The sequence below is a fragment of the Pseudoalteromonas maricaloris genome, assembly GCF_024746855.1.
Lineage (GTDB): Bacteria > Pseudomonadota > Gammaproteobacteria > Enterobacterales > Alteromonadaceae > Pseudoalteromonas > Pseudoalteromonas maricaloris.
In genome coordinates this window covers 1423030-1443620 of record NZ_CP024625.1, presented here as the reverse complement: position 1 = coordinate 1443620, position 20591 = coordinate 1423030, and the positions used below count along the sequence as shown (strand labels likewise).

At 44.4% G+C, this 20591-nt stretch carries 20 protein-coding genes; 4 read left to right on the top strand and 16 right to left on the bottom strand.

Going from position 1 to position 20591, the window contains the following annotated elements:
• Positions 1–257: 257 nt before the first annotated feature.
• Together CTT31_RS06145 and CTT31_RS06140 are read left to right on the top strand one after the other, a co-directional pair.
• Complete coding sequence (locus CTT31_RS06145) at positions 258–1478, top strand: EAL and HDOD domain-containing protein (protein WP_211859562.1); 1221 nt, start codon at positions 258–260, stop codon at positions 1476–1478.
• An 89-nt stretch (positions 1479–1567) separates the two neighbouring features.
• Entirely contained in the window at positions 1568–3586 is a 2019-nt protein-coding gene (locus CTT31_RS06140; RefSeq protein ID WP_260492185.1) for a TonB-dependent copper receptor, read from the top strand.
• 46 nt (positions 3587–3632) lie between these two features.
• Here the strand turns inward: CTT31_RS06140 and CTT31_RS06135 are convergent, their stop codons facing one another.
• The 10 genes from CTT31_RS06135 to ccmA are packed head-to-tail and all read right to left on the bottom strand — an operon-like array spanning position 3633 to position 11370.
• Positions 3633–4364 (bottom strand): MlaA family lipoprotein, encoded by a 732-nt coding sequence (locus CTT31_RS06135; RefSeq protein WP_260492184.1) that lies wholly within the window; start codon positions 4362–4364, stop codon positions 3633–3635.
• Positions 4365–5618 (bottom strand): c-type cytochrome biogenesis protein CcmI, encoded by a 1254-nt coding sequence (gene ccmI / locus CTT31_RS06130; RefSeq protein ID WP_463201862.1) that lies wholly within the window; start codon positions 5616–5618, stop codon positions 4365–4367.
• 26 nt (positions 5619–5644) lie between these two features.
• Positions 5645–6109, bottom strand: coding sequence for a cytochrome c-type biogenesis protein (locus CTT31_RS06125; RefSeq protein WP_260492182.1), 465 nt, complete (start codon positions 6107–6109; stop codon positions 5645–5647).
• Positions 6106–6678, bottom strand: a complete 573-nt coding sequence (locus CTT31_RS06120) for a redoxin family protein (protein WP_069018771.1) — start codon at positions 6676–6678, stop codon at positions 6106–6108. Before CTT31_RS06120 ends, CTT31_RS06125 begins: the two co-directional genes overlap by 4 nt.
• A 1-nt stretch (position 6679) precedes the next feature.
• Positions 6680–8638: a heme lyase CcmF/NrfE family subunit gene (locus CTT31_RS06115; RefSeq protein ID WP_260492181.1), complete on the bottom strand. Its 1959-nt coding sequence runs from the start codon at positions 8636–8638 to the stop codon at positions 6680–6682.
• Between the two features lies 1 nt (position 8639).
• A complete protein-coding gene (ccmE, locus tag CTT31_RS06110) occupies positions 8640–9119 on the bottom strand; it encodes a cytochrome c maturation protein CcmE (RefSeq protein ID WP_010369083.1) in 480 nt (159 codons plus the stop codon).
• On the bottom strand, positions 9116–9319 hold the full coding sequence (ccmD, locus tag CTT31_RS06105) for a heme exporter protein CcmD (RefSeq protein WP_039492491.1): 204 nt from the start codon (positions 9317–9319) through the stop codon (positions 9116–9118). Before ccmD ends, ccmE begins: the two co-directional genes overlap by 4 nt.
• A gap of 2 nt (positions 9320–9321) precedes the next feature.
• On the bottom strand, positions 9322–10059 hold the full coding sequence (locus CTT31_RS06100) for a heme ABC transporter permease (RefSeq protein ID WP_010369087.1): 738 nt from the start codon (positions 10057–10059) through the stop codon (positions 9322–9324).
• A gap of 1 nt (position 10060) precedes the next feature.
• Entirely contained in the window at positions 10061–10747 is a 687-nt protein-coding gene (gene ccmB, locus CTT31_RS06095; RefSeq protein ID WP_010606377.1) for a heme exporter protein CcmB, read from the bottom strand.
• On the bottom strand, positions 10747–11370 hold the full coding sequence (gene ccmA, locus CTT31_RS06090; protein ID WP_081489968.1) for a cytochrome c biogenesis heme-transporting ATPase CcmA: 624 nt from the start codon (positions 11368–11370) through the stop codon (positions 10747–10749). The genes ccmB and ccmA overlap by 1 nt, the downstream gene beginning before the upstream one ends.
• Before the next feature lie 103 nt (positions 11371–11473).
• Here ccmA and fliK point away from each other — a divergent pair, with 103 nt between their 5' ends.
• Both fliK and CTT31_RS06080 read left to right on the top strand, forming a co-directional pair.
• Entirely contained in the window at positions 11474–13924 is a 2451-nt protein-coding gene (fliK, locus tag CTT31_RS06085) for a flagellar hook-length control protein FliK (RefSeq protein ID WP_260492180.1), read from the top strand.
• 5 nt (positions 13925–13929) lie between these two features.
• Positions 13930–14226 carry an EscU/YscU/HrcU family type III secretion system export apparatus switch protein gene (locus tag CTT31_RS06080; RefSeq protein ID WP_010369096.1) on the top strand — a complete coding sequence of 99 codons (297 nt, stop codon included), beginning with the start codon at positions 13930–13932 and terminating at the stop codon, positions 14224–14226.
• A 290-nt stretch (positions 14227–14516) separates the two neighbouring features.
• Here the strand turns inward: CTT31_RS06080 and CTT31_RS06075 are convergent, their stop codons facing one another.
• From CTT31_RS06075 to CTT31_RS06050, 6 genes are all read right to left on the bottom strand, one after another.
• Complete coding sequence (locus CTT31_RS06075; protein WP_010369097.1) at positions 14517–14948, bottom strand: DUF2802 domain-containing protein; 432 nt, start codon at positions 14946–14948, stop codon at positions 14517–14519.
• Positions 14949–15446, bottom strand: a complete 498-nt coding sequence (locus CTT31_RS06070; RefSeq protein ID WP_010369098.1) for a chemotaxis protein CheW — start codon at positions 15444–15446, stop codon at positions 14949–14951.
• Between the two features lie 24 nt (positions 15447–15470).
• The gene (locus tag CTT31_RS06065) at positions 15471–16232 is read right to left on the bottom strand and encodes a chemotaxis protein CheW (protein WP_211859554.1); all 762 of its coding nucleotides are present in this window, start codon (positions 16230–16232) and stop codon (positions 15471–15473) included.
• Positions 16233–16240: 8 nt separating this feature from the next.
• Entirely contained in the window at positions 16241–17011 is a 771-nt protein-coding gene (locus tag CTT31_RS06060) for a ParA family protein (protein ID WP_010369100.1), read from the bottom strand.
• 127 nt (positions 17012–17138) lie between these two features.
• Entirely contained in the window at positions 17139–18284 is a 1146-nt protein-coding gene (locus CTT31_RS06055) for a protein-glutamate methylesterase/protein-glutamine glutaminase (protein WP_010369101.1), read from the bottom strand.
• 74 nt (positions 18285–18358) lie between these two features.
• Positions 18359–20590, bottom strand: coding sequence for a chemotaxis protein CheA (locus tag CTT31_RS06050; RefSeq protein WP_260492179.1), 2232 nt, complete (start codon positions 20588–20590; stop codon positions 18359–18361).
• Position 20591 lies beyond the last annotated feature (1 nt).

Below are 20591 nucleotides of genomic sequence, written 5' to 3'. Positions count from 1 at the left end.
TATTCGATTTCTAACTCACTTTGAATAAAAGCCAAAAACATAAAGAACCCACTATAACACGCACAAACCATACACCCAACCACCTGCGACCATTGATCAAAACTGTATTTTATTCGTACCTAATTCAACTGGTTAATTATCATTCAGCCTATGTTCCGTATTTACCCATATTCTGTAAACTCAATTTCCCAACGTGACCTGATTGCACTTTTACCTTATATTAAAGCCAATAGCATTTTGTTTGGACGGTAGTATCTATGTACTTTTACGCGGCTCGTCAGCCAATTTTTGATGTCCAAAGGGAATTGATTGGATACGAACTTTTATTTCGTGATGGCCTAAATAATGTATTTCCCGAAATTGATGGTGATGAAGCAACAAGTCGCTTGGTTGAAGGCAGCCAGTTTACCTTTGGTCTTGATGACCTCACAAATCAACGCCCTGCTTACATTAACTTCACCCTAGAGACACTGGCAAAAGGCTATGTGCAAATGTTGGCGCCAGAACAAGTCGTCGTCGAAATATTAGAAACGGTACAACCGGGGAAAAGACTCTTAGCGTGTGTAAAAGAGCTTAAAGAGCAAGGCTATACGCTTGCACTTGACGATTACCATCACCAAAATGTATGGCGCCATTTTTTTCCCTATATTGACCAGATAAAAGTCGATTTGTTGGCAACTAACCTAGAGCAAGTCCATGCCATTAAAACCGCAATACAGGATTTCCCTAACATTGATTTAGTGGCAGAAAAAGTAGAAACCTACGAGCAGTTTGAACTCGCCAAGTCGCTTGGATTCAAATATTTTCAAGGCTTCTTTTTTGCCAAACCCGAAATGGTCAAAACCAAAGCGTTGGCTCCTTCGGAATTAGCCATGGCTGAATTGCTTTATGAGACTTCAAGCGTTGAGCCCGACCTTGCTAGGATCACACAGGTCTTTGAACGTGATGTAAACCTAAGCTACAAACTTCTTCGTTATGCAAATAGTGCTGTATTTAAACGCCGAGCAGAAATATCAACGATTAAACAAGCCTTGGTTGTACTCGGTAGTGAAGAGCTTAAGCGTCTGATCTCATTATTATTTGCTTCACAGCTTAATACTGAAAAGCCCAAAGAACTACTTTCACTCTCTTTATTGCGCGCACACTTTATGGAAGCAATAGCAACCAAGGCCAATAAGATCTCTGATACTGGAAGTACATTTTTGGTTGGCATGATGTCACTGATGGACGCCATTCTCGATGACGATATGGCCAGTTTATTGACGAAATTACCCTTATCTCAAGAAATTAAATCAACCCTACTGAAAAAACCGAGTGCTTTTGGTATTTATCTGGACCTTGCTGAATCTATGGAAAAGGGTGACTGGGAGAGTGTTGAAACCATATCAAAATCTCTTGGCGTAACCAGCCAAAATATCGCCGAGCTATATCAAAAGTCGCAAGTTTGGAGTGACACTCAAATAAAAGCGATAGAGTAACCTGTCAAAGGATGCGACAATCTGTCGCATCCCGCTAAGCACCTGATAACGATAAAATAAGTGCACTAAAACAACTTCAAAGTGAACTTATGAAACGCACCCTACTCTCTCTTGCTATTGTTTCCTTATCTCCCATCACCCAGGCTGATGAAATTGAAAAAATTGTTGTTATTGCACCGATGCAAACACCAATTACGCTAACAACGGATACCAAAGCAGTACGCCAACCACTACCAGCACAAGATGGCGCGGATTTACTCTCTTCAATTGCGGGATTCTCACTCATTAAAAAAGGCGGCGCAAGTGCTGACCCTGTGTTTCGTGGCATGGCAGGCTCTAGAATTGCCATTATCGCCAATAATGGTCAAACGCTTGGTGGTTGCGGTAGCCGCATGGACCCGCCTACGGCATATATTACGCCACAATCCTACGACACCTTAAAAGTCATCAAAGGCCCACAAACTGTGTTGTATGGTCCAGGCAACAGTGCTGCGACTGTGGTGTTTGAACGTGAAAATGAACGCCTAGCTAAATCTGAAGTGATTGGCTTTACCAATGCGGTGCTTTCGAGCCAAGGCCGCCACAGTGTTAACAGCGATATCAAGGCTGGTAATGAACGCGGATACGCTCGGGTAGCAGCAAATTACAGTGATGCAGATGATTATGAAGATGGTAATGGCACCAAAGTTCACTCAGCGTATGAGCGCTGGAATATAGACACAGAGTTTGCCTATACCCCAAGCGATGACGCTTTTTACTCTATCACTTACGGGGTAAGCGATGGTGAAGTTGCCTATCCCGACCGCATGATGGATGGCAGCCTCTTCGACCGAGAAAATATTGGCCTGAATATCAAATTATCTTCCCTTTCATCTCTGATTGAAGAGTTAACATTCAACGCATACTATAACTACGTTGACCACATCATGGACAATCATAGCTTACGTCCTTTTGTTGCTAACATGATGATGAAAACCCCAACCTCCTCCAACCCTGACCGTAAAACTTATGGCGCAAAGCTTACGTTGACTTCAGAAATCAATGCCCAACATCCTTTTATTTACGGTGTCGATTATCAAGTAAATGAGCACCGCAATCGAGTCAGCCGAGATCAATTCAACAATCCGGTAGAAACGATGCCACGCCAAATAGATGCTGAATTTAGACAGCTCGGTGTATTTGCCGAGTTCGAATATCAATTGAGTCAAACTAGCCAATGGGTTAGCGGATTGCGCATTGATGATTGGCAAAGTGAAGATCATCGCACCATGATAAGCGCAATGATGTCGATGAAACCAAACCCAACCGCCCTACAAACAAGAGACGATACGTTATTCAGCGGATTTAGCCGCTATCAAGCACAATCTAAAAACAGTAGCTATTTTGTCGGCTTCGGCGTTACAGAGCGCTTTCCCGATTACTGGGAAGTAGTCGGTGGTAGCCGAGGAAGTGAAACGTCTATTTCTGCCTTTAATGTCGATACTGAAAAAACCGTGCAATTAGATGCTGGATTGGTAAAGCAGTTCAAAGACATTAACGTCAACTTCTCAGTGTTCTATAACCAAATTGACGACTATTTATTAATCGACAATATGTTTGAAAAGATGAATATGATGTCAAAAGTGACCAGAAATATTGACGCGGAAACCTTCGGTTTTGAGGGTGAAGTAATGTGGCAAGCGAGCAAAGCGCTGCAACTCACCGGTAGTATCAACTACGTAAAGGGTAATAACCTTACTGACAATCTCGCATTGGCTCAGCAACCGCCCCTACAACTGCGTATTGCAAGCAATTACCAATTAAGCGATAAGTGGCAACTAGGCGGATTGGTAAGATTAGTACGACATCAGCACAGAGTGGCGATTGGACAAGGGAATATTGCAGGGCAGGACGTCACTACGACGGCTGGGTTTGGCACGCTTTCACTCAATACCAATTATCAATATAGCGATACTTTACAGCTCACTGCGGGAATAGATAATGTACTCGATAAAACCTATGCCGAGCATTTAAGTCGTTCAGGGGCCGCAGTAAGTGGCTTTGACCAAATTGATCGAGTCAATGAGCCGGGACGGACGCTCTGGGCAAATCTTAACTGGCGCTTCTAACCGTATACTTAGATAACCAAAAGGTCGGCGATTGCCGACCTTATTTTTACAAGTTCTCTAAAAAGTTCTCGTCAAAATCATCCGGCTCTTCTTCCATTGGCGGGTTGCCATCGAATAGCTCGTACAATTGACGTTGATAATATACATCCTTTAAGAAAGTGTATGGATCAAGCGACTCATTTAGCAGCTTTTCTTGTGACATCAAAGCCGCTCTTGCTTCAACCGCACGCAGCGCGAACACTAATACTGTTTGCGGCGTAGTGAGTGCAACTTCTGGCAAGACAAAGTTATCGACTACATCACCCGTTAAGTTTCTCGCGGTCGTCGGTCCCATACCAGGGATCATAATATACGCACCATCGCCAACGCCCCACACACCAAGGGTTTGGCCAAAATCTTCGTCTTTAAGCTCAAGCCCAAGTGTTTTCGCAACATCAAACAAGCCAAAAATACCGACCGTAGAATTAACTAAAAAGCGAGCAACATTGATTGCCATATGATCAGGCTTACCCTGTAGTGCTGCGTTTACTGCATCGGTCGGTGCGGCGATGTTGGTGGTGAAATTAACCACACTACTGCGCACAGGAGCGGGAGTCACCGCAACATATCCTTTAGCAACTGGCCGTAAAATATAGGCATCCAACACATCCATATTGAAGTCATAGAGTGGGCGGTTAAGTGATTGAAATGGATCTCGTGGATCCTTTTTCTCTTCGGGTACTTGCGCACAACCAACAATGGTCAACGCAAGTAAGCCTGTGAGCACAGCTTTAAGCATTTATTTCCCTGTATTTGTTAAGACACGACTAATCTCGACATTGAGCTGATTTTCGCCTTGTTGAAGTTCAATTACGCTTGAAACACCCTCAAGTTCTCCTTCTGAAGGCATAACTGAACCATCATTAGAAACACGAGCAGTGACCGTAACTTGAGAAAATTTCGACAAGGTTAATTCAGGCATCATTGCCATACTATCATCTAGGTTTACCGTCATTGGCAAGTTAAAGTTTGTAATTTTGGCGACCGCCAATGGCATGGCTGGGCCTTCAGCCGCTTTTGCAAAAACGAACAAAGTACTGTCCTTTGGAATCTTGTTCTGTAACTCAGCTGAAATGGTTACAGTAGCGACAATACCAGCTTTTACAGCTACTGGATCATCTGTTTGTTGACCCAACTTTTGCTCGATTTCAGCAATCCGCCCTGCGATCATCTCATAACGCGGATCATCTTTGGTTAATTGTGACAACAAGACTTCAAAAGCGGCTTTTGACTCTTTCCAATCTTGACGTTCATAGGCAATTAACGCCAGCAAGCTAATCGCATCAATATTCGTTGGATCATTCTTGAGCACTTTTGACAACATTCTGGCCGCGCGATTCATACTTGGCTCTGAGCCCTCTATCAATAATGCTTGGCTATAATTCACCAGAACATTATTGTTATTAGGTTGCATCACGAGTGCTTTATCAAATGCCTGCATCGCCATCTCAAAGTCACTAAGTGACATTGCAACACGACCAAGTAACATCCATGCAACTGCATCGTCGCCAGCGGTTGCTAGTTTAGTTCTTAGCCCCAGCGCAAATGCTTGTAGCTCGTTGGCATTTAGCGGCTCTCCAGATTGCATTACTGCACGCTCACCATACTCAGGTAACTTTTCAACGGCTTCATGCCAGCTCGCTATTTGCCTGTGGCTACCCGTGTAGTAATAAAAGACACCTGTCACCAACACCATAAAAGCAATACCCGTCAGCGCCAACACACGGTTGTCACCACGACTCGTCAATGATTGTTCAGGCGATAACTCATTCAATAAGCGACGCTTGAGTTCAACCACAGATTCATTATAACTGTCTTTTTCGATACGCTGATTAGCAAGCTCTTCTTTTAACTCTTCCAAACGCTGATAGAAAATATCGATACGCTCGGCATTCGCATCATGATCAACCGTGACGCGCTTTTCCTTTTTAATAAACGGAAAAACCACAAAGAGACCGGCAAATATGCCTAGCAGAAGAAACAAAAACCACATTTGAGTTAAATCTGTCGAGAATTCGCTCACTGCTCACGCTCCTGACGTTGATATTGATTAATGAGCTCAGCTAGCTTTTGTTCGTCTGCGGCATTCCAATCTTGCTTTTTCGCAGCGCGTTTTTGACGAAATATAATAAAGCCGAAACCTAAAATAATGATTGCCACTGGCAGTACCCAAAGTACGATTGTTGCAGGCGTAACAGGTGGTTGATAATGAACGAAATAGCCATAGCGGTCGATCATATAATCAATGACCTCTTGCTTAGACTGACCTTCATTAACCAATGCGATGACTTTATCACGCAGATCTTTGGCAACGACGGCATCTGAATCTGCAATGTTTTGGTTCTGGCATTTAGGGCAACGTAGCTCATGTGTCAGCTCTCGGAAAGTCTGCTCACGTTCCGCTGTAGCAAAATTATATTTGTCTTCCGTTGCTTGCGCCGCTGCGGTAATCATCATTAAAAGCAAAACAATTAAATATTTCATTGCGCCAACTCCTGATAGATTGCCGCAAACTTAGTGCGCCACACGCGTTCATTGATGTCGCCAGTATGATGCAACAAAATCTTACCTTGCTTATCTACCAAAAAAGTCTCTGGCGCGCCTGAAACACCTAGATCCAGTGCTAATGTACGCTCCAAATCAAGAATGTTAAATTGGTATGGGTTACCAGCACGACTCAACATGTTATTGACATCTTGTCTTAGAGCATTGATATCAAACTGGTCGCCAAAATCAGGGTCATAAGCCTGCTCGTAATACAGACCTATTATTTTCACGCCGCGCTCTCTAAGCTCAGTTAAATAACCCAGCTCAGCGATACACGTTGGGCACCAAGTGCCCCATACGTTCATCAAGTAGACTTCACCCTTAAGCGAGTCGGCTGTCCAGGTTTTATCACTATCCATTAGATCGGGTAATGAAAACTCGGGCATAGTGTGTCCTAAACGGCCGGTCTGGATCTCTCTAGGATTACCAAATAGTCCTTGGTACAAAAACACACACAGGAAAATAAATATCAAAAAAGGCACTAAACCTAATAACTTGCGGTTCATGTTAAGCCTCCACTTGGGATGATTTTTTCACGCGGCTGCGGTAGCGTTTATCCGCAAGCACAATGAAGCCGGCAAAAGAGATAAGTAGCCCACCTAGCCACATCCAGCGTACGTATGGTTTGTGATAGATCCTAAGCGACCACGCGCCTGCAGAAAGCGGCTCGCCGAGTGCTAGATATAAATCACGGAAGAAACCATCATCAATAGCGGCTTCGGTCATAAACTGCATCCCTACATCATAACGGCGTTTTTCTGCATGCAGCTCGGTGACTTTTTTACCATTTTTGAATACCGTCACTACGCCAGCATGACCACCGTAGTTCGGGCCTCGAATTTCTTTTACGCCATCAAATCGATATTCGTACTCGTTTAGCATCGCCGTTTCACCGGGTTTCATGCTCACGGAGCGCTCAACTGAGTATGCTGAAGTTAACGTCACCGACGCGATAACAAAGGCAATACCAACGTGCCCGAGTACCATTGCCCAATAGCTCAATCCTAGCTTTTTAAAGCCGATCGCAACACTTGGGTGAACAGTCACTTTATTAAATAAGTCAGCAGCAGTAGCCACACTTATCCACACAGCCAACGCTGTCGCAACAAACGTAAGTGGTGCCACCACTTCGTAGCTCGAGTACAACCACGTCGCCGTGAGCACTAAACTCACCGCAATCAATACAGCCCATTTTTTCACTAGTGGCGGCATTTTATTTTGTTTCCAGCGCAGCATAGGTGCTAAACCCAGCAAAATCGCGAATGGCACGATTAATATCGCAAACATTTGGTTAAAGAAAGGTACGCCAATGGAAATAGAGCCTAAGCCCAACTCTTTGTGGATCATAGGCAATAACGTGCCTAACAATACAATCAAGGTCGCAACCACTAAGAAGATATTGTTGATCCACAGCGCCACTTCACGCGAAATGAATTGATAGCGCCCCTCACTATATACTTGAGCTACGCGCAGTGCGTAAAGCGCTAAGCTACCACCCACAACCACAGCCAAGAATGACAGGATATATAAACCACGGTCTGGATCGGTTGCAAACGCATGCACCGATACGATAATGCCTGAGCGAACGATAAAGGTACCAAGTAAACATAAACTAAACGCGGTGATAGCAAGTAGTACGGTCCAAGACTTAAACACACCACGCTTTTCTGTTACTGCGAGTGAATGCAATAAAGCCGTTGCAACAAGCCAAGGCATCAGTGAAGCGTTTTCCACCGGATCCCAGAACCACCAACCGCCCCAGCCAAGCTCTGAGTACGCCCACCAACTACCAATTGTAATGCCAAGAGTAAGAAAGCCCCATGCGGCCATTGTCCAAGGACGAGACCATTTAGCCCAAGTATTATCAAGTTTACCGGTTAAAAGCGCAGCAATTGCAAAAGAGAAAGACACTGATAAGCCAACATAACCCATATAAAGGAGTGGCGGGTGAATGATCATTCCAGGGTCTTGCAATAATGGATTTAAATCACGCCCTTCAACAGGGAAGTAAGGAAGCAAACGCTCAAACGGGCTCGACATCCACAGGGTATAGAGCATAAAGCCCGCACCTAAAAAGCCAAGTACGCCTAACACACGCGCTCGCAAAACCCACGGTAGCGACTTTGACATCACTGCAACCAGCATGGTCCACATGGATTGCATTACCAACCACAGTAAAATTGCGCCTTCGTGTCCACCCCACGTTGAGGTGATTTTATAATACCAAGGCAAAGTACTGCTCGAATGATGTGCCACATACGCAACCGTAAAGTCATCCATTAACGTGATGTAGATCAGTACCATAAATGAGAACACCACAAGAATACACTGACCAATGGCCAGTGAAGGAGCGGCTTTCATCAGCCTCAAATTACCCGTATAAGCCCCCCACAATGGGAAAATACACAGTAATAAGCTCAATGCCATCGCCAGAACTAAAGCGAAGTAACCTATTTCTGGGACCATCTTAGTTCTCGCTGTTTAAATTATATTTTGGCTTTTCGTGCTTAATGCCTTTCACGGCTTCCGCTACTTCTGATGGCATATACTCTTCATCATGCTTGGCAAGTACTTCAAACGCTTCAACTACATTAGACTCAACTAATGTCCCTTGTGCTACGATACCTTGGCCTTCACGGAATAGATCAGGAAGAATGCCTTTATAACGAATAGTAACCATAGGACCGGTGTCGATAAGTTTAAATGACACATCTAAGGACGTTTCATCACGCACCACTGAACCAGGCACAACCATACCGCCAATGCGCAGTTTCTGGCCAATTTGCGGTATTTCTTTTAACTCACCTTTACCTTCAACAAGCTCGCTCGGCGTGTAAAACAAATTAATATTTTCTTGTAGTGCGTAAAGCGTAAGCCCGACCGCTGCGCCAATACCAAAGATAACGGCAACAACGGTGAATAATCTCTTTTTGCGTCTAGGATTCATGCTTGCGACTCCTCTTTTGCTTTTTTAATGCGTGCTTCTCTTGCCATTTGCGCTTTAACTGCTTGCTTTAGCGCCTTACCATCCAAGATAGAGCCGACTAAAATACCAGCCAGTATTAATGCACATGAGCCGAATGAGAGCCAAACATAAAAGCCATAGCCACCCATGGCTAAAAATTCACTGAAGGATTCAAACTGCATGATTAACCCCTATTCACTAATTCGCGGACCCAAGGACGGTGTTGCTCGCTTCGTAAAATTTCATTTTTCAAACGAATTAGCGTAACCACGCCAAGCACACCAGCAAACGCCACTATGTTGATCAACAAAGGCCACAACATGGAAGGATCAATCGCTGACGTATCAAATTTGGTGATAGTTGACCCCTGATGCAGCGTATTCCACCACTCTACCGAGAAATGAATAATAGGCAGATTAACGACCCCGACAATGGCAAGAATACAGGCAGCTCTACCACCTGATTTTTTATCTTCAAAGGCGTGATATAGAGACAAAACACCAAAATACAAAAACAGTAGGATAAGCTCTGACGTCAATCTTGCATCCCAGACCCACCAAGCGCCCCACATAGGTTTACCCCAAGCAGCACCAGTGATTAACGCAATCGCGGTCATTGCCGCACCAATAGGTGCAATGGCGATAACCGCCAGTTCAGCATTACGAATTTGCCATACTAAGGCAACAATAGCCGCAATAGCCATAGACGAGTATGCGCCCATCGACCAGATAGCCGACGGCACATGAATAAAGATAATACGATAGCTGTCTTTTTGTTGGTAGTCGGCTGGCGCATAGGCTAACCCCCAAACCCATCCAACAATTAAGCCCACTACCGCAATCACGGCAAAGTAAGGAAGCAAGGTGTTACACAGTTGGTAAGCACGCTCCGCTTTGGCATAAGGATGTAACCACTTCCACATTTTAACTTACACTCACTCTTAAAGCTGACGATATGGCAATTGGTGCGGCAACAATTGCGACGGCAAGCATCGCACCAAGGATTGCAAGCTGACCACCATACGCTAAAGACATGCTACTGGTATCTATGGCGGACGTTGCAAAAATCAATACGGGGATATAAAGCGGAAGGACGAGTAAACTCATTAAAATGCCACCCTTTTGCAATGCAACGGTGAGTCCTGCGCCAATAGCCCCAATAAAACTTAATAACGGTGTACCTATCAGTAAGGTCAATACAGTCGCATTGAGAGACTGCGATTCGAGATTCATTAACAGCGCGAACAAGGGCGCAAGCACCACCATTGGCAAACCACTGACTGTCCAATGCGCTGCTACTTTTGCTAATACTGATAGCGATAAAGGATAAGGTGAAGCAATCAATTGCTCTAATGAGCCGTCGTTGTAATCGTCCCTAAATAATTTATCTAGACCTAACATAGTCGATAAAAGCGCCGCTACCCAAATAATACCCGGAGCCATTCTGGTAAGCAGCGCAGGTTCGGGCCCAATTGCTAACGGAAATAAGGTGATCACGATAAGGAAAAACAACAAAGGATTGACTATCTCAGCGCGCTGTCTAAAGGCCAAGGTCACATCTTTGGCATAAACCGATTTAAAAGCTAACCAATAAGAATGTTGAGTCTGCATTACAAACGGTACTCCAACGCCAAGGTTTGTAACTGTGCAAAATGTGCGGTGAGATCTTGGTGGGTCGTCAATAAAATGGCGCCCCCCTTGTCGAGATGAGACTGAAATTGGGTTTGCAACATGGCGACCCCTTTTTTATCCAGCGCAGTAAATGGTTCATCTAGCACCCAAAGCTTGGCTTGATTCAGCCACAAACGTACTAATGCAACACGGCGCTGTTGGCCTGCCGACAATGTCCGCACAGGTACATCTTCAAGCCCTATTAAACCGAGCTTGGCAAGTAGTGTATAGACTTCTTCTTCATCGGCCTGAGCGCCATGAACCATAAGCCAATGTTGGACATTTTCGTAGGCACTAAGTTGTTGATTGACACCTGTCTTATGACCAATAAATAATAAATCGGCAGCGAATGAATCATAATCATCGCGGATATCAGTGCTGTTGTAGCGGATCTGCCCTTCGTCCGCTCTGGCGAACCCAGCAATGATCCTCAACAAAGAGGTTTTTCCGGCACCATTTGGGCCTTCAATTTGCATGATCTGCCCCGCATGGAGAGTGAAACTTAATGAGTCAAACAAGCATCTATCTTGTTTGGTACAAGTGACGGCGTCTATCTCTAGCAAACTTGGGCTTCTCTTTACCTAAAATTGGGCGTTAGTCTAACATAATGGTATGGTAATACGAATAATCCGATGCGACCGATTAGCGAAAATTTGATTTAAAATAATGAATAAGCTGCCAATTACAACAAATACGACGACAGCATCTGTGATAAGCACAGATAATAGCGAAGTATCGAGATTAGACTTAGCCAAAAACCAACCGTTTGCAGCAAAGAATATCCAAATTAGTAACGATAAACTAAAAATGGATGTGGCAATTGATGGTCGATGGCAAACTATCCAACTAGCGCTTAAGCCTCCAACCCAGCCCAATCAGCTTCCAGAAGCACTGGTTAGTATTGATGAAACTGGCAAGGTGGTTACCTTTCAAACGCCCAAACTACAAGCACAAGTAACACTAACAAAACAGCTTTTTGATATTTTAACGACGCTAAAGACGCATACGCCAAGCCCAGTAATACAGTCTTCAGCAACCACGTTGCCAGACGCCACATTACACATCAAGGCACTTGATTTAAAAATACCGCTTCCGCAAGCCGTGGCACAATTGCTCGCAAGTGAAAACAAACTCATTGCGCATCTTAGTGCCCAACAAAGTAATGTTTCCTTGCAGGTCGTCAATCAATTTAAAGACTTGCTGTTTAGTACGGCTTTACCTAAGTCAATGATTGCAAAACTTATCTCTAGTCAACTTAGCAGTGTTGAGGTGAAGCCGCTGCCAAGTGGAGTAACACTTAACATTCATGATCGTTCAGTAACCTTATCGCCAATAAGCAGTAACTGGCCTGCAGCAACTACATGGCAAAAGGGCGAAGTAAAAACGGCTTTCAATGGAATTGATATCACAAAATCGACACAACAAGTAAAAGTAGAAACCATAAAGCCGCTTAGCGCTTTGCTACAACACGTAAGCGCAGTCAATAAAGATGCTCCTTCACCGCTTGAGTCACGCTTAGCATCAGTACATACGCTGGCGTATGACAAACCGCTACTTGAAGTCAATCTGCAACAAATTAAGTCAACGGTAGTAAAAGCGTTGCAAGTACTGATCGGAAGACCTTTTGGGAAGCCACTTACAAATCAGGTTGTTCAGCCCGCGAACTCCCCAGTCAAGAAAGGCAAAAATGATGTTTTGAGTCACTCAGTCTCAACTCTGCTTGCGCCAAGCGAGAAAGTAAGTGCTCACAATGAAAATAAATCAAGCACGCCACTGCAACAACTCTCAAACCAAATAAAACTTAATCTTACAGAGCTGATGGCAAAGCAACCATTACCATTGCAAAAAAGTCACACACCTTTGCAAAACGAAAAGTTAGCCAGCTCAATCGCTCGTTACTTACAACACCAGCTCGCAGAGACACCAAAATATCAGGCGCCCCCGGTCAATTTTGAGGTGAAACAAAAAGCCCTGTCCTTATTATTGGACACCCTCACAGGTAAACAATCGCTTAGCAATAAGCAAGTTGAACAGCTGACACAAGTCTTAGCGCGGCCGCTTTATCGTAAAGCGAGTTCTGCGCCTGTAGATTCTGCTAAAACGTTCCAGTTGCCATCTACACATTCACAACGCACGCAAGTAACCGCTACACCTTCTCAAGTACCGCAGCCTACCAGCAATCAAATTAAAGGGGTTATTGAAGCCCTGCTTACTCTGCCCATGGCTAAACCCGAACAAAAAGAAAACACACCAAACATGTTACGCCAAGCTTCTGCAACTATCGAAAAACTCGTAAAAGCAGATACATTCAAACAAACGCCTGAATTACAGAAATTAGTCAACCAAGCATTTACGCGCTTGCTTGATGACCGTTCAGTGAGCGCGCTTACCGTTAAAAACCAGTTAGAAAGCCAACTGGGCATGGCAACCTTTGCTAACACGCCAACAAGTTTAGCTCAATCGAGTTTTACACAAATGTTGGACCGTTTAATTGTGTCGTTATTAGGTAGCCAGGTGGCAAACCAAGCTCAGAGCAATGAGCAAGCAACGCAAAAAATACAAGCCTTGCTGGATACGCTACTACCACAGCTGAAGCTGCTCTCCCCCAAGCAAATAGCAGACACGCTTCAACAACCACAAGCAAAAGAGCTGTTAAACGAATTGGGGCAATTGCACAACCAATTACAACCGCAACAATCACCGACTACAGCGACCAACTCTGCGAAACAAGACAGCGAAGCACAGTTGATTGTAAACCTGCTCTTCCCCACTAAAGTAGGACAAGAGCAACAGCAAACACAATTACAAATAGGTGAATATAAAAAGTCGCCTAAACCTGGTATGCCAGAGAAGTCTGTGTGGTTTATTCGTCTTTGTTTTGATTTTGCAGAAAAAGGTCAGATCCATGCCCAAGCCGAGCTGATGGATAAAGCCCTAGAATGTGCATTAGTAGCCACCTCCAATCAGGTCAAGCAGCTCGCAGAGCCACACTTGGCAACACTCAGGCATAAGTTAGCATCTCATGGGCTGCAAGTCGCGGAGATAGGCCTTAGGGAAGAAGCCAGCTTTCAAGATAAATTCTTTAATGAACACGCAATTATCAACATTAAGGTGTAAAAGAGATGACACAAAAATCTGCTATCGGACTGTTATATGAAGCTGGAAGCGCACCTCAGGTCACCTTTAAAGGATATGGTGAGCTGGCAGAGGAAATTATTGCGCTGGCAAAAGAGAAAAACATCATGATCCATGAAGATGAATCATTAGCACAAACACTCAGTGCACTTGAGTTACACCAAGAGATCCCACGGGAACTCTACTATGTAATTGCTGAACTCATTGCTTTTTCTTACATTATGCGTGGTAAGTTTCCACCTGGCTGGGAAGGTTTTCGTGGCAAGCTAGATATTAAGGCATAGCCAAAATTTCCTACTTTCTAGGGCCTGTTGACCTTTGCTGTTTGATTTTTGTTCTCCTGAGTGTGTTTTGATCACGACGCTCGACTTGCCGCCTAGTAATCTAGGCAAAAGTTGAGCAACAAAGAACAAAGCGCACTCAGGGGAACCCAAAGGGCAGCGCTTGATTGGAATTTCTTCTGTGTTATCGCCTAACTTACATAGAATAACTATGCTACGCAGGCTCTGCCTTGTATAAATACCAATCAAACTGCTGCAAAAACAAACTTGAAAGGTCAACAGGCCCTAGACAATCATTTTGATTTGTTATGCAAAGACATGAGCAGCTCTGCCTCAGCTCTTGGCAACTCACACTCGCGCATCACCTCTTCAATATCAGCGCCAAGTTCCACCATTTTCACGGCGCGAGAATACATTTTTGCGTCGGGGTCATCATATTTCTGTGCTGCTTGCTGATTCGCAACATCATTTAATTCTTGCTCGGTAGCGACCACCCGCTTACCAATACTCATGATACTGGCGCGTAACTCCGCAACTTCGCTGCGTAATATTGCTATTTGTTGCTCAGAGCCTTGCAGTGAGCTCGAAAGTTGCGCGGTTTGACCCTGCGCATCTTGTAATTTTTTACCCAGCACAAAAACAAACCTCAAGCATACTAACGCAAGTATGCTTGAGGTTATTGATATGACGAGTAAAACGGTTTGTGCGTTTACTACTTCAGACATCTAGATATGACTCAGCTCATCCCATTCGTCATCACTTAATAGCTTATTAAGATCGACTAAGATCAATAGCTCGCCTTCTCGGTTTGATACGCCTTGGATAAACTTAGCGCTCTCTTCAGTGCCGATGTTTGGCGCGCTGTCAATTTCCGAGCTACGTAAGTAAACCACCTCAGCAACGCTATCGACTAAGATACCAATAACTTGCTTCTCGGCTTCGATTATTACAATTCTCGAATTATCCGTCACTTCTGCACTTTGCAGACCAAACCTAGCTCGTGTGTCTATAACCGTTACAACGTTACCACGTAGATTAATGATCCCGAGTACGTAGCTTGGCGCACCTGGGACTGGTGCAATTTCGGTATAACGTAATACTTCTTGCACTTGCATTACATTGATACCGTAAGTTTCCTCTTCAAGCTTGTAAGTAACCCATTGCAATACTTCATCATTACTATCAGCATTTTTGTCTGCAGAAAGTAGTCTATCTTGGCTCATGGTTTCACTCCATCAATATACTAGTTACTGCTCTCGACTATCGAGGCCTTGTTCTAGCAAACGGTTTAAATTCTCTACATCAATCAGCGCGCACATTTTCTCTTTAATCACCCCAGCCAACCAAGGCCGTTTACCATCTGCTGTGCGCCACTTTATGTCTTCAGGCTTGAGTGTTAAGTTGTTGACTAGTTTCTCTGCTAACAGTCCCCAGTTACTATCCCCAAGCGTAATCAAATACTGGTAATCCAGAGCATCTTCTAATTTTGGTGTTAACTTCTCAGGCATTACCCATCGCGCAGTATCAACAACATTAAGTTTTTCTTCACGATTTAGCATCACGCCTTTAAACCATTTAGGTTTACCAAAGAGTTGATTGACCTCACCCAGTTGGTGTATTCCCCCAAGTGATTTAAGCGGAACCGCCAGTGTTAAGCCTGCAACTTCAAAAAACAATGCCTGAAATTCACCTTCTTGATAGGCTTCCCTTGCAGAAACGGATTCTATCGTTGTCTGTTCTTTGATAATAGATGTATTTTCAGTGACTTCAAGATCTTGAGCTAATTTACTCGGTTGTTCTTCAATAACTTCACTCACCGACTCCTGAGGCTCTGTTGCAAGGACAGCTGGAAGGTCTGTATCTTCAAGTTCGGACTTCGGCTCTTTTACTTGTTCAAGTAGCTTTGCAACCGGTGATAATTCGCATTGCTCAATCTCTGGCTCCTCTTGTAATAGGGCGCCAAGATACTGCTTCATCACCTTTTCATTTGCAAATAAATGCTTACTCATTATGCTCTCTAGCTTAACTGCTTCAAATAGTCCAATAGTGCACGATAAGCGAACACGCCTCGTGATTTAGGACAAAATTGTACTGGGACTTGCTGTGCAAGACTCGCATCCCTAAATTTGGTATCTACGGGAACCACACCTGGCCAAACGGCCTCTTTGTATGTTGCTAGCAACGTTTTATACGCCTCCAACGACGCTTTGGTCCGTTTATCATACATAGTTGGAATGATAGTATATTGATACTGTTTCTGCTGTGAAGACTGCATCAGCTCCATCGTGCGCATCATTCTATCTAGTCCCTTCAACGCCAAAAATTCAGTTTGGACAGGCACTAAAATTCGCTCACTCGCTGCTAATGCGTTAACCATCAGTACCCCAAGCACTGGTGGACAGTCTAAAATAGCATAGTCATATTGATCCGCTATTTTTTCGAGCGATTTCTTTAAGATAAGCCCCATGCCCGTTTTATTACCCATACTACGATCAAGCGTAGCAATGGCCATAGTGGCAGGCAAAATATCAAGATTCTCTATGGTTGATGGACAAAGAGACTGTAAAATTTCTTCACTCGTCATGCTGCTGCCGCGTGCAAAAATATCATACACACTGACTTCTAACTCTTCAGAATCAATACCAAAGTAATATGTCAGTGAAGCATGTGGATCAGTATCAATAAGCAAAACTCGGTGACCCTGCTCAGCAAGAATGCCTCCTAAGCTCACCGTCGTCGTGGTTTTACCCACGCCACCTTTTTGATTTGCTACTGTCCAAATTTTCACTCTATATTCCTTCGCTTATCACTATTGATTTCATTCAATAGATACTATACCAACTCAATGTTATTCATTCTTTTTAGACGTTTGATATTTACAAGCTTCAAGCAAAGCAACCAAGTGATGACTTAGTCTATTGGTTACCCGCTTCTTTATTAATTCTCGCAGCAAAGTCTTGTAGGGCGATACTATCCGACGAAAGTCCAGCGCCAGCGACAGCTTGAGGCATACCATAAACAACACAAGTCGCTTCATCTTGCGCCCAAATAGTGGCCCCTACCTGTTTTAGCATACGAGCACCATCTCGGCCATCTGCGCCCATTCCCGTTAAGACAATCGCTAACGTGTCGCCACCATAAGCTTTTGCAACACTTGCAAATGTCACATCAACGCTGGGCTTATAGGTGATCCTTGGACTATCATCTTCGAACACTTTTAGTGTCTTACTACCACCGCGATTTTCAACCAGCATTTGCTTACCGCCAGGGGCTAAATAGGCCACCCCAGGCATTAATCTATCACCTTGCTCGGCTTCCTTAACCTTAATCTGGCATAAACTATTCAATCTTGCTGCAAACGCAGGTGTAAATGCGGCCGGCATATGCTGGATAAGTAAAATTGGATGAGGAAAGTTTGCAGGCAACTGAGTTAGTATTGTTTGCAGTGCAACGGGTCCACCTGTTGATGTACCAATTGCAACCAGTCCATATTTCTTACCCGATGCTCTAGCACCCGCAGCACTGGACGTACCACCAGATACAGGCCTCTGAAAACTTCTATCCGGTTGAGGGATCGTTGCTCGTCCTGTATCAGCGCGAGTTGCTCTAGACTCGACGCGCTTTGGCGGAGTCGCAATAGTAGGGCGAGTAAAACGGCTAACGCGACGGCGGCCAATTTCCTTTACCTTATTTTGTAACGACTTAATTGCTTCTTCGCTATTACGAGCGATGTCTTCAAACTTTTTAGGTAAAAAATCTACAGCGCCTGCATCCAGTGCATCTAACGTAGCACTAGCGCCTTCACGAGTTAACGAAGAAAACATTAAGATTGGGGTCGGAGTGGCCTGCATGATCTGCTTCACCGCACTGATCCCATCAAGCACAGGCATTTCCACGTCCATCGTAATTACGTCTGGACGCAATGAAGCGGCCTTTTCAACCGCCTCCTTGCCATTAACTGCGAAATCTATAACTTTGATTTCACTGTCTTTTTCTAAAATTTCACTGACTCGACGACGAAAAAAACTAGAATCGTCTACGACTAACACTTTAACTGCCATTGGCAACGCTCTTTAATTTGCTCTACAGCAGAGCAGCAAATGCCGCTCTAGAATTCGAACTACGCCTAATAAAATTAGGCGTAGTGTTTTAATAAGTTGGGGACATCAAGGATTAGCGCTATACCACCATCAGATGTGATGGTAGCACCGGCCATACCTGGTGTACCTTGTAATAACGCATCTAGTGGTTTGATTACGACTTCCTCTTGGCCTATCAGAGAATCAACCACAAAACCGACTTGTTTAGTGCCAATTTGCGCAATGACAACATGGCCTTCAGCCTTTCTCATGCCCCTGTTCGCACCTTTTACCAACCAATGTTCAAGATAAAATAACGGAATTGCTTTTTCTCTCACTATGATAGTCAACTGACCATCAACCACATTCGTTTTTGTCAAATCTAAATGGAAGATCTCGTTCACGCCGGCAAGTGGTAACGCAAACGTTTGCTCTCCGACTACTACCATCAAGGTAGGTAAAATAGCCAGTGTAAGCGGTACCTTAATCTCTAATACGGTACCAACACCCAATTCTGATTGGATATTTACCGAGCCATTTAATTGAGTGATCTTCGTTTTAACAACGTCCATCCCAACACCACGACCAGAAATGTCCGAAATTTGCTCTTTTGTTGAGAACCCTGGTGCGAAGATCAAATTATAGGCTTCAGTATCGGACAGTCGGCTTGCTTGATCGGAGTCAATAACGCCTTTATTTATAGCAATCTTTTTGAGCTTTTCAGGGTCCATACCGGCACCATCATCTCGAATCGTGAGAAGAATGTGATCTCCCTCTTGAGATGCTGACAATGTGACTGTACCCATTCTTGGTTTGCCCGACGCTTCGCGTACGTCAGGCATTTCAATGCCATGATCTACTGAGTTTCTCACTAAGTGGACCAATGGATCTGCAAGCGCTTCAACCAAATTTTTATCTAAATCCGTCTCTTCGCCCTGTAAAACTAGGTTGATTTCTTTTTTCAAGCTGCGAGCAAGGTCTCTCACTACTCGAGGAAAGCGACCAAATACCTTTTTGATTGGCTGCATCCGCGTTTTCATCACGGCGCCCTGCAAATCAGCAGTGACTACATCAAGGTTCGAAATAGCTTTACCCATGCTTTCGCTGTTGGTGTTATTCGCTAAGCTAACCAAACGGTTACGAACCAATACTAATTCGCCAACCATATTCATGATTTCATCAAGACGTTTAGTATCAACTCGGACCGTGGTCTCAGCTTGTGCCGCAGGTTTCTTCGCAGCGGCTGGTGTGGAAGCTTTTGCAGCCTCGGGCTCTTTTTGCGGTGCTGGTGCTGGAGTCGCAGGCTTAGCTTCAACTTTGGGCGCAGGCTTTGGTGCAGGTTTCGGCGCTGGCGCGGCTTTAACAGGCTCTGGTTGCGCAGGTTTAGTCTCTGAAACCTCTACTGGCGATTCATCGACCGCTTTAGGTGCACTGCCTTTACCATGAAGCTCGTCCAACAAAGCTTCAAACTCATCGTCGGTAATTTCTTCGTCGCCAGTAGACCCACTTGGGGCTGCTGGTGAGGTTGATTTAGCCTTAGGTTCACTCGCTTCTGAGGCAACAGCATCTTCTGCATTTGGTGCTCCACCGAATTTACCAACACCATGAAGTTCATCTAAGAGGTTATCGAATTCGTCATCGGTGATATCACCATCATCTGAGGTTGATACAGCTTCAGGTTTAGTTGCCGGAGCAACAGCAGGCGCATTACCCGAACCGTGTAATTCATCTAAAAGATTTTCAAATTCTTCTTCTGTTATCTCATCGATGCTGGAGCCGCTATCATCGCCTGAACCAACATCGGCGTCGAATAAAATATCATCAGCACTTAAATCTGGCACCACAGGTTCTGGCTCAGAAGTAGGTTCGTCAATCACTTCACTGACTTCGTCTTCAGATGCAGGCTGGCTAAGTTTGTGGAGTGTTTCAAGCAACACAGGGTCGGCCGCTTCTGGTTCCTCACGGTTTTGAATACAAGCGAACATTTCGTTGATCGTATCCAAAGATTGCAAAATAACATCCATCAGTTCGGAAGTTACTTTTCGTTGCCCTTGTCGTAGTACATCAAACACGTTCTCCGCACCGTGACAGGCATCGACCAGTTCGGTCATACCTAGGAAGCCAGCCCCACCTTTTACGGTATGGAAGCCACGGAAAATCGCATTGAGAAGTTCTTTATCTTCAGGATTATTTTCTAGTTCAACAAGCTGTTCAGATAACAGTTCTAATATTTCGCCTGCTTCAACAAGAAAGTCCTGCAAGATATCTTCATCGACTTCAAAGCTCATA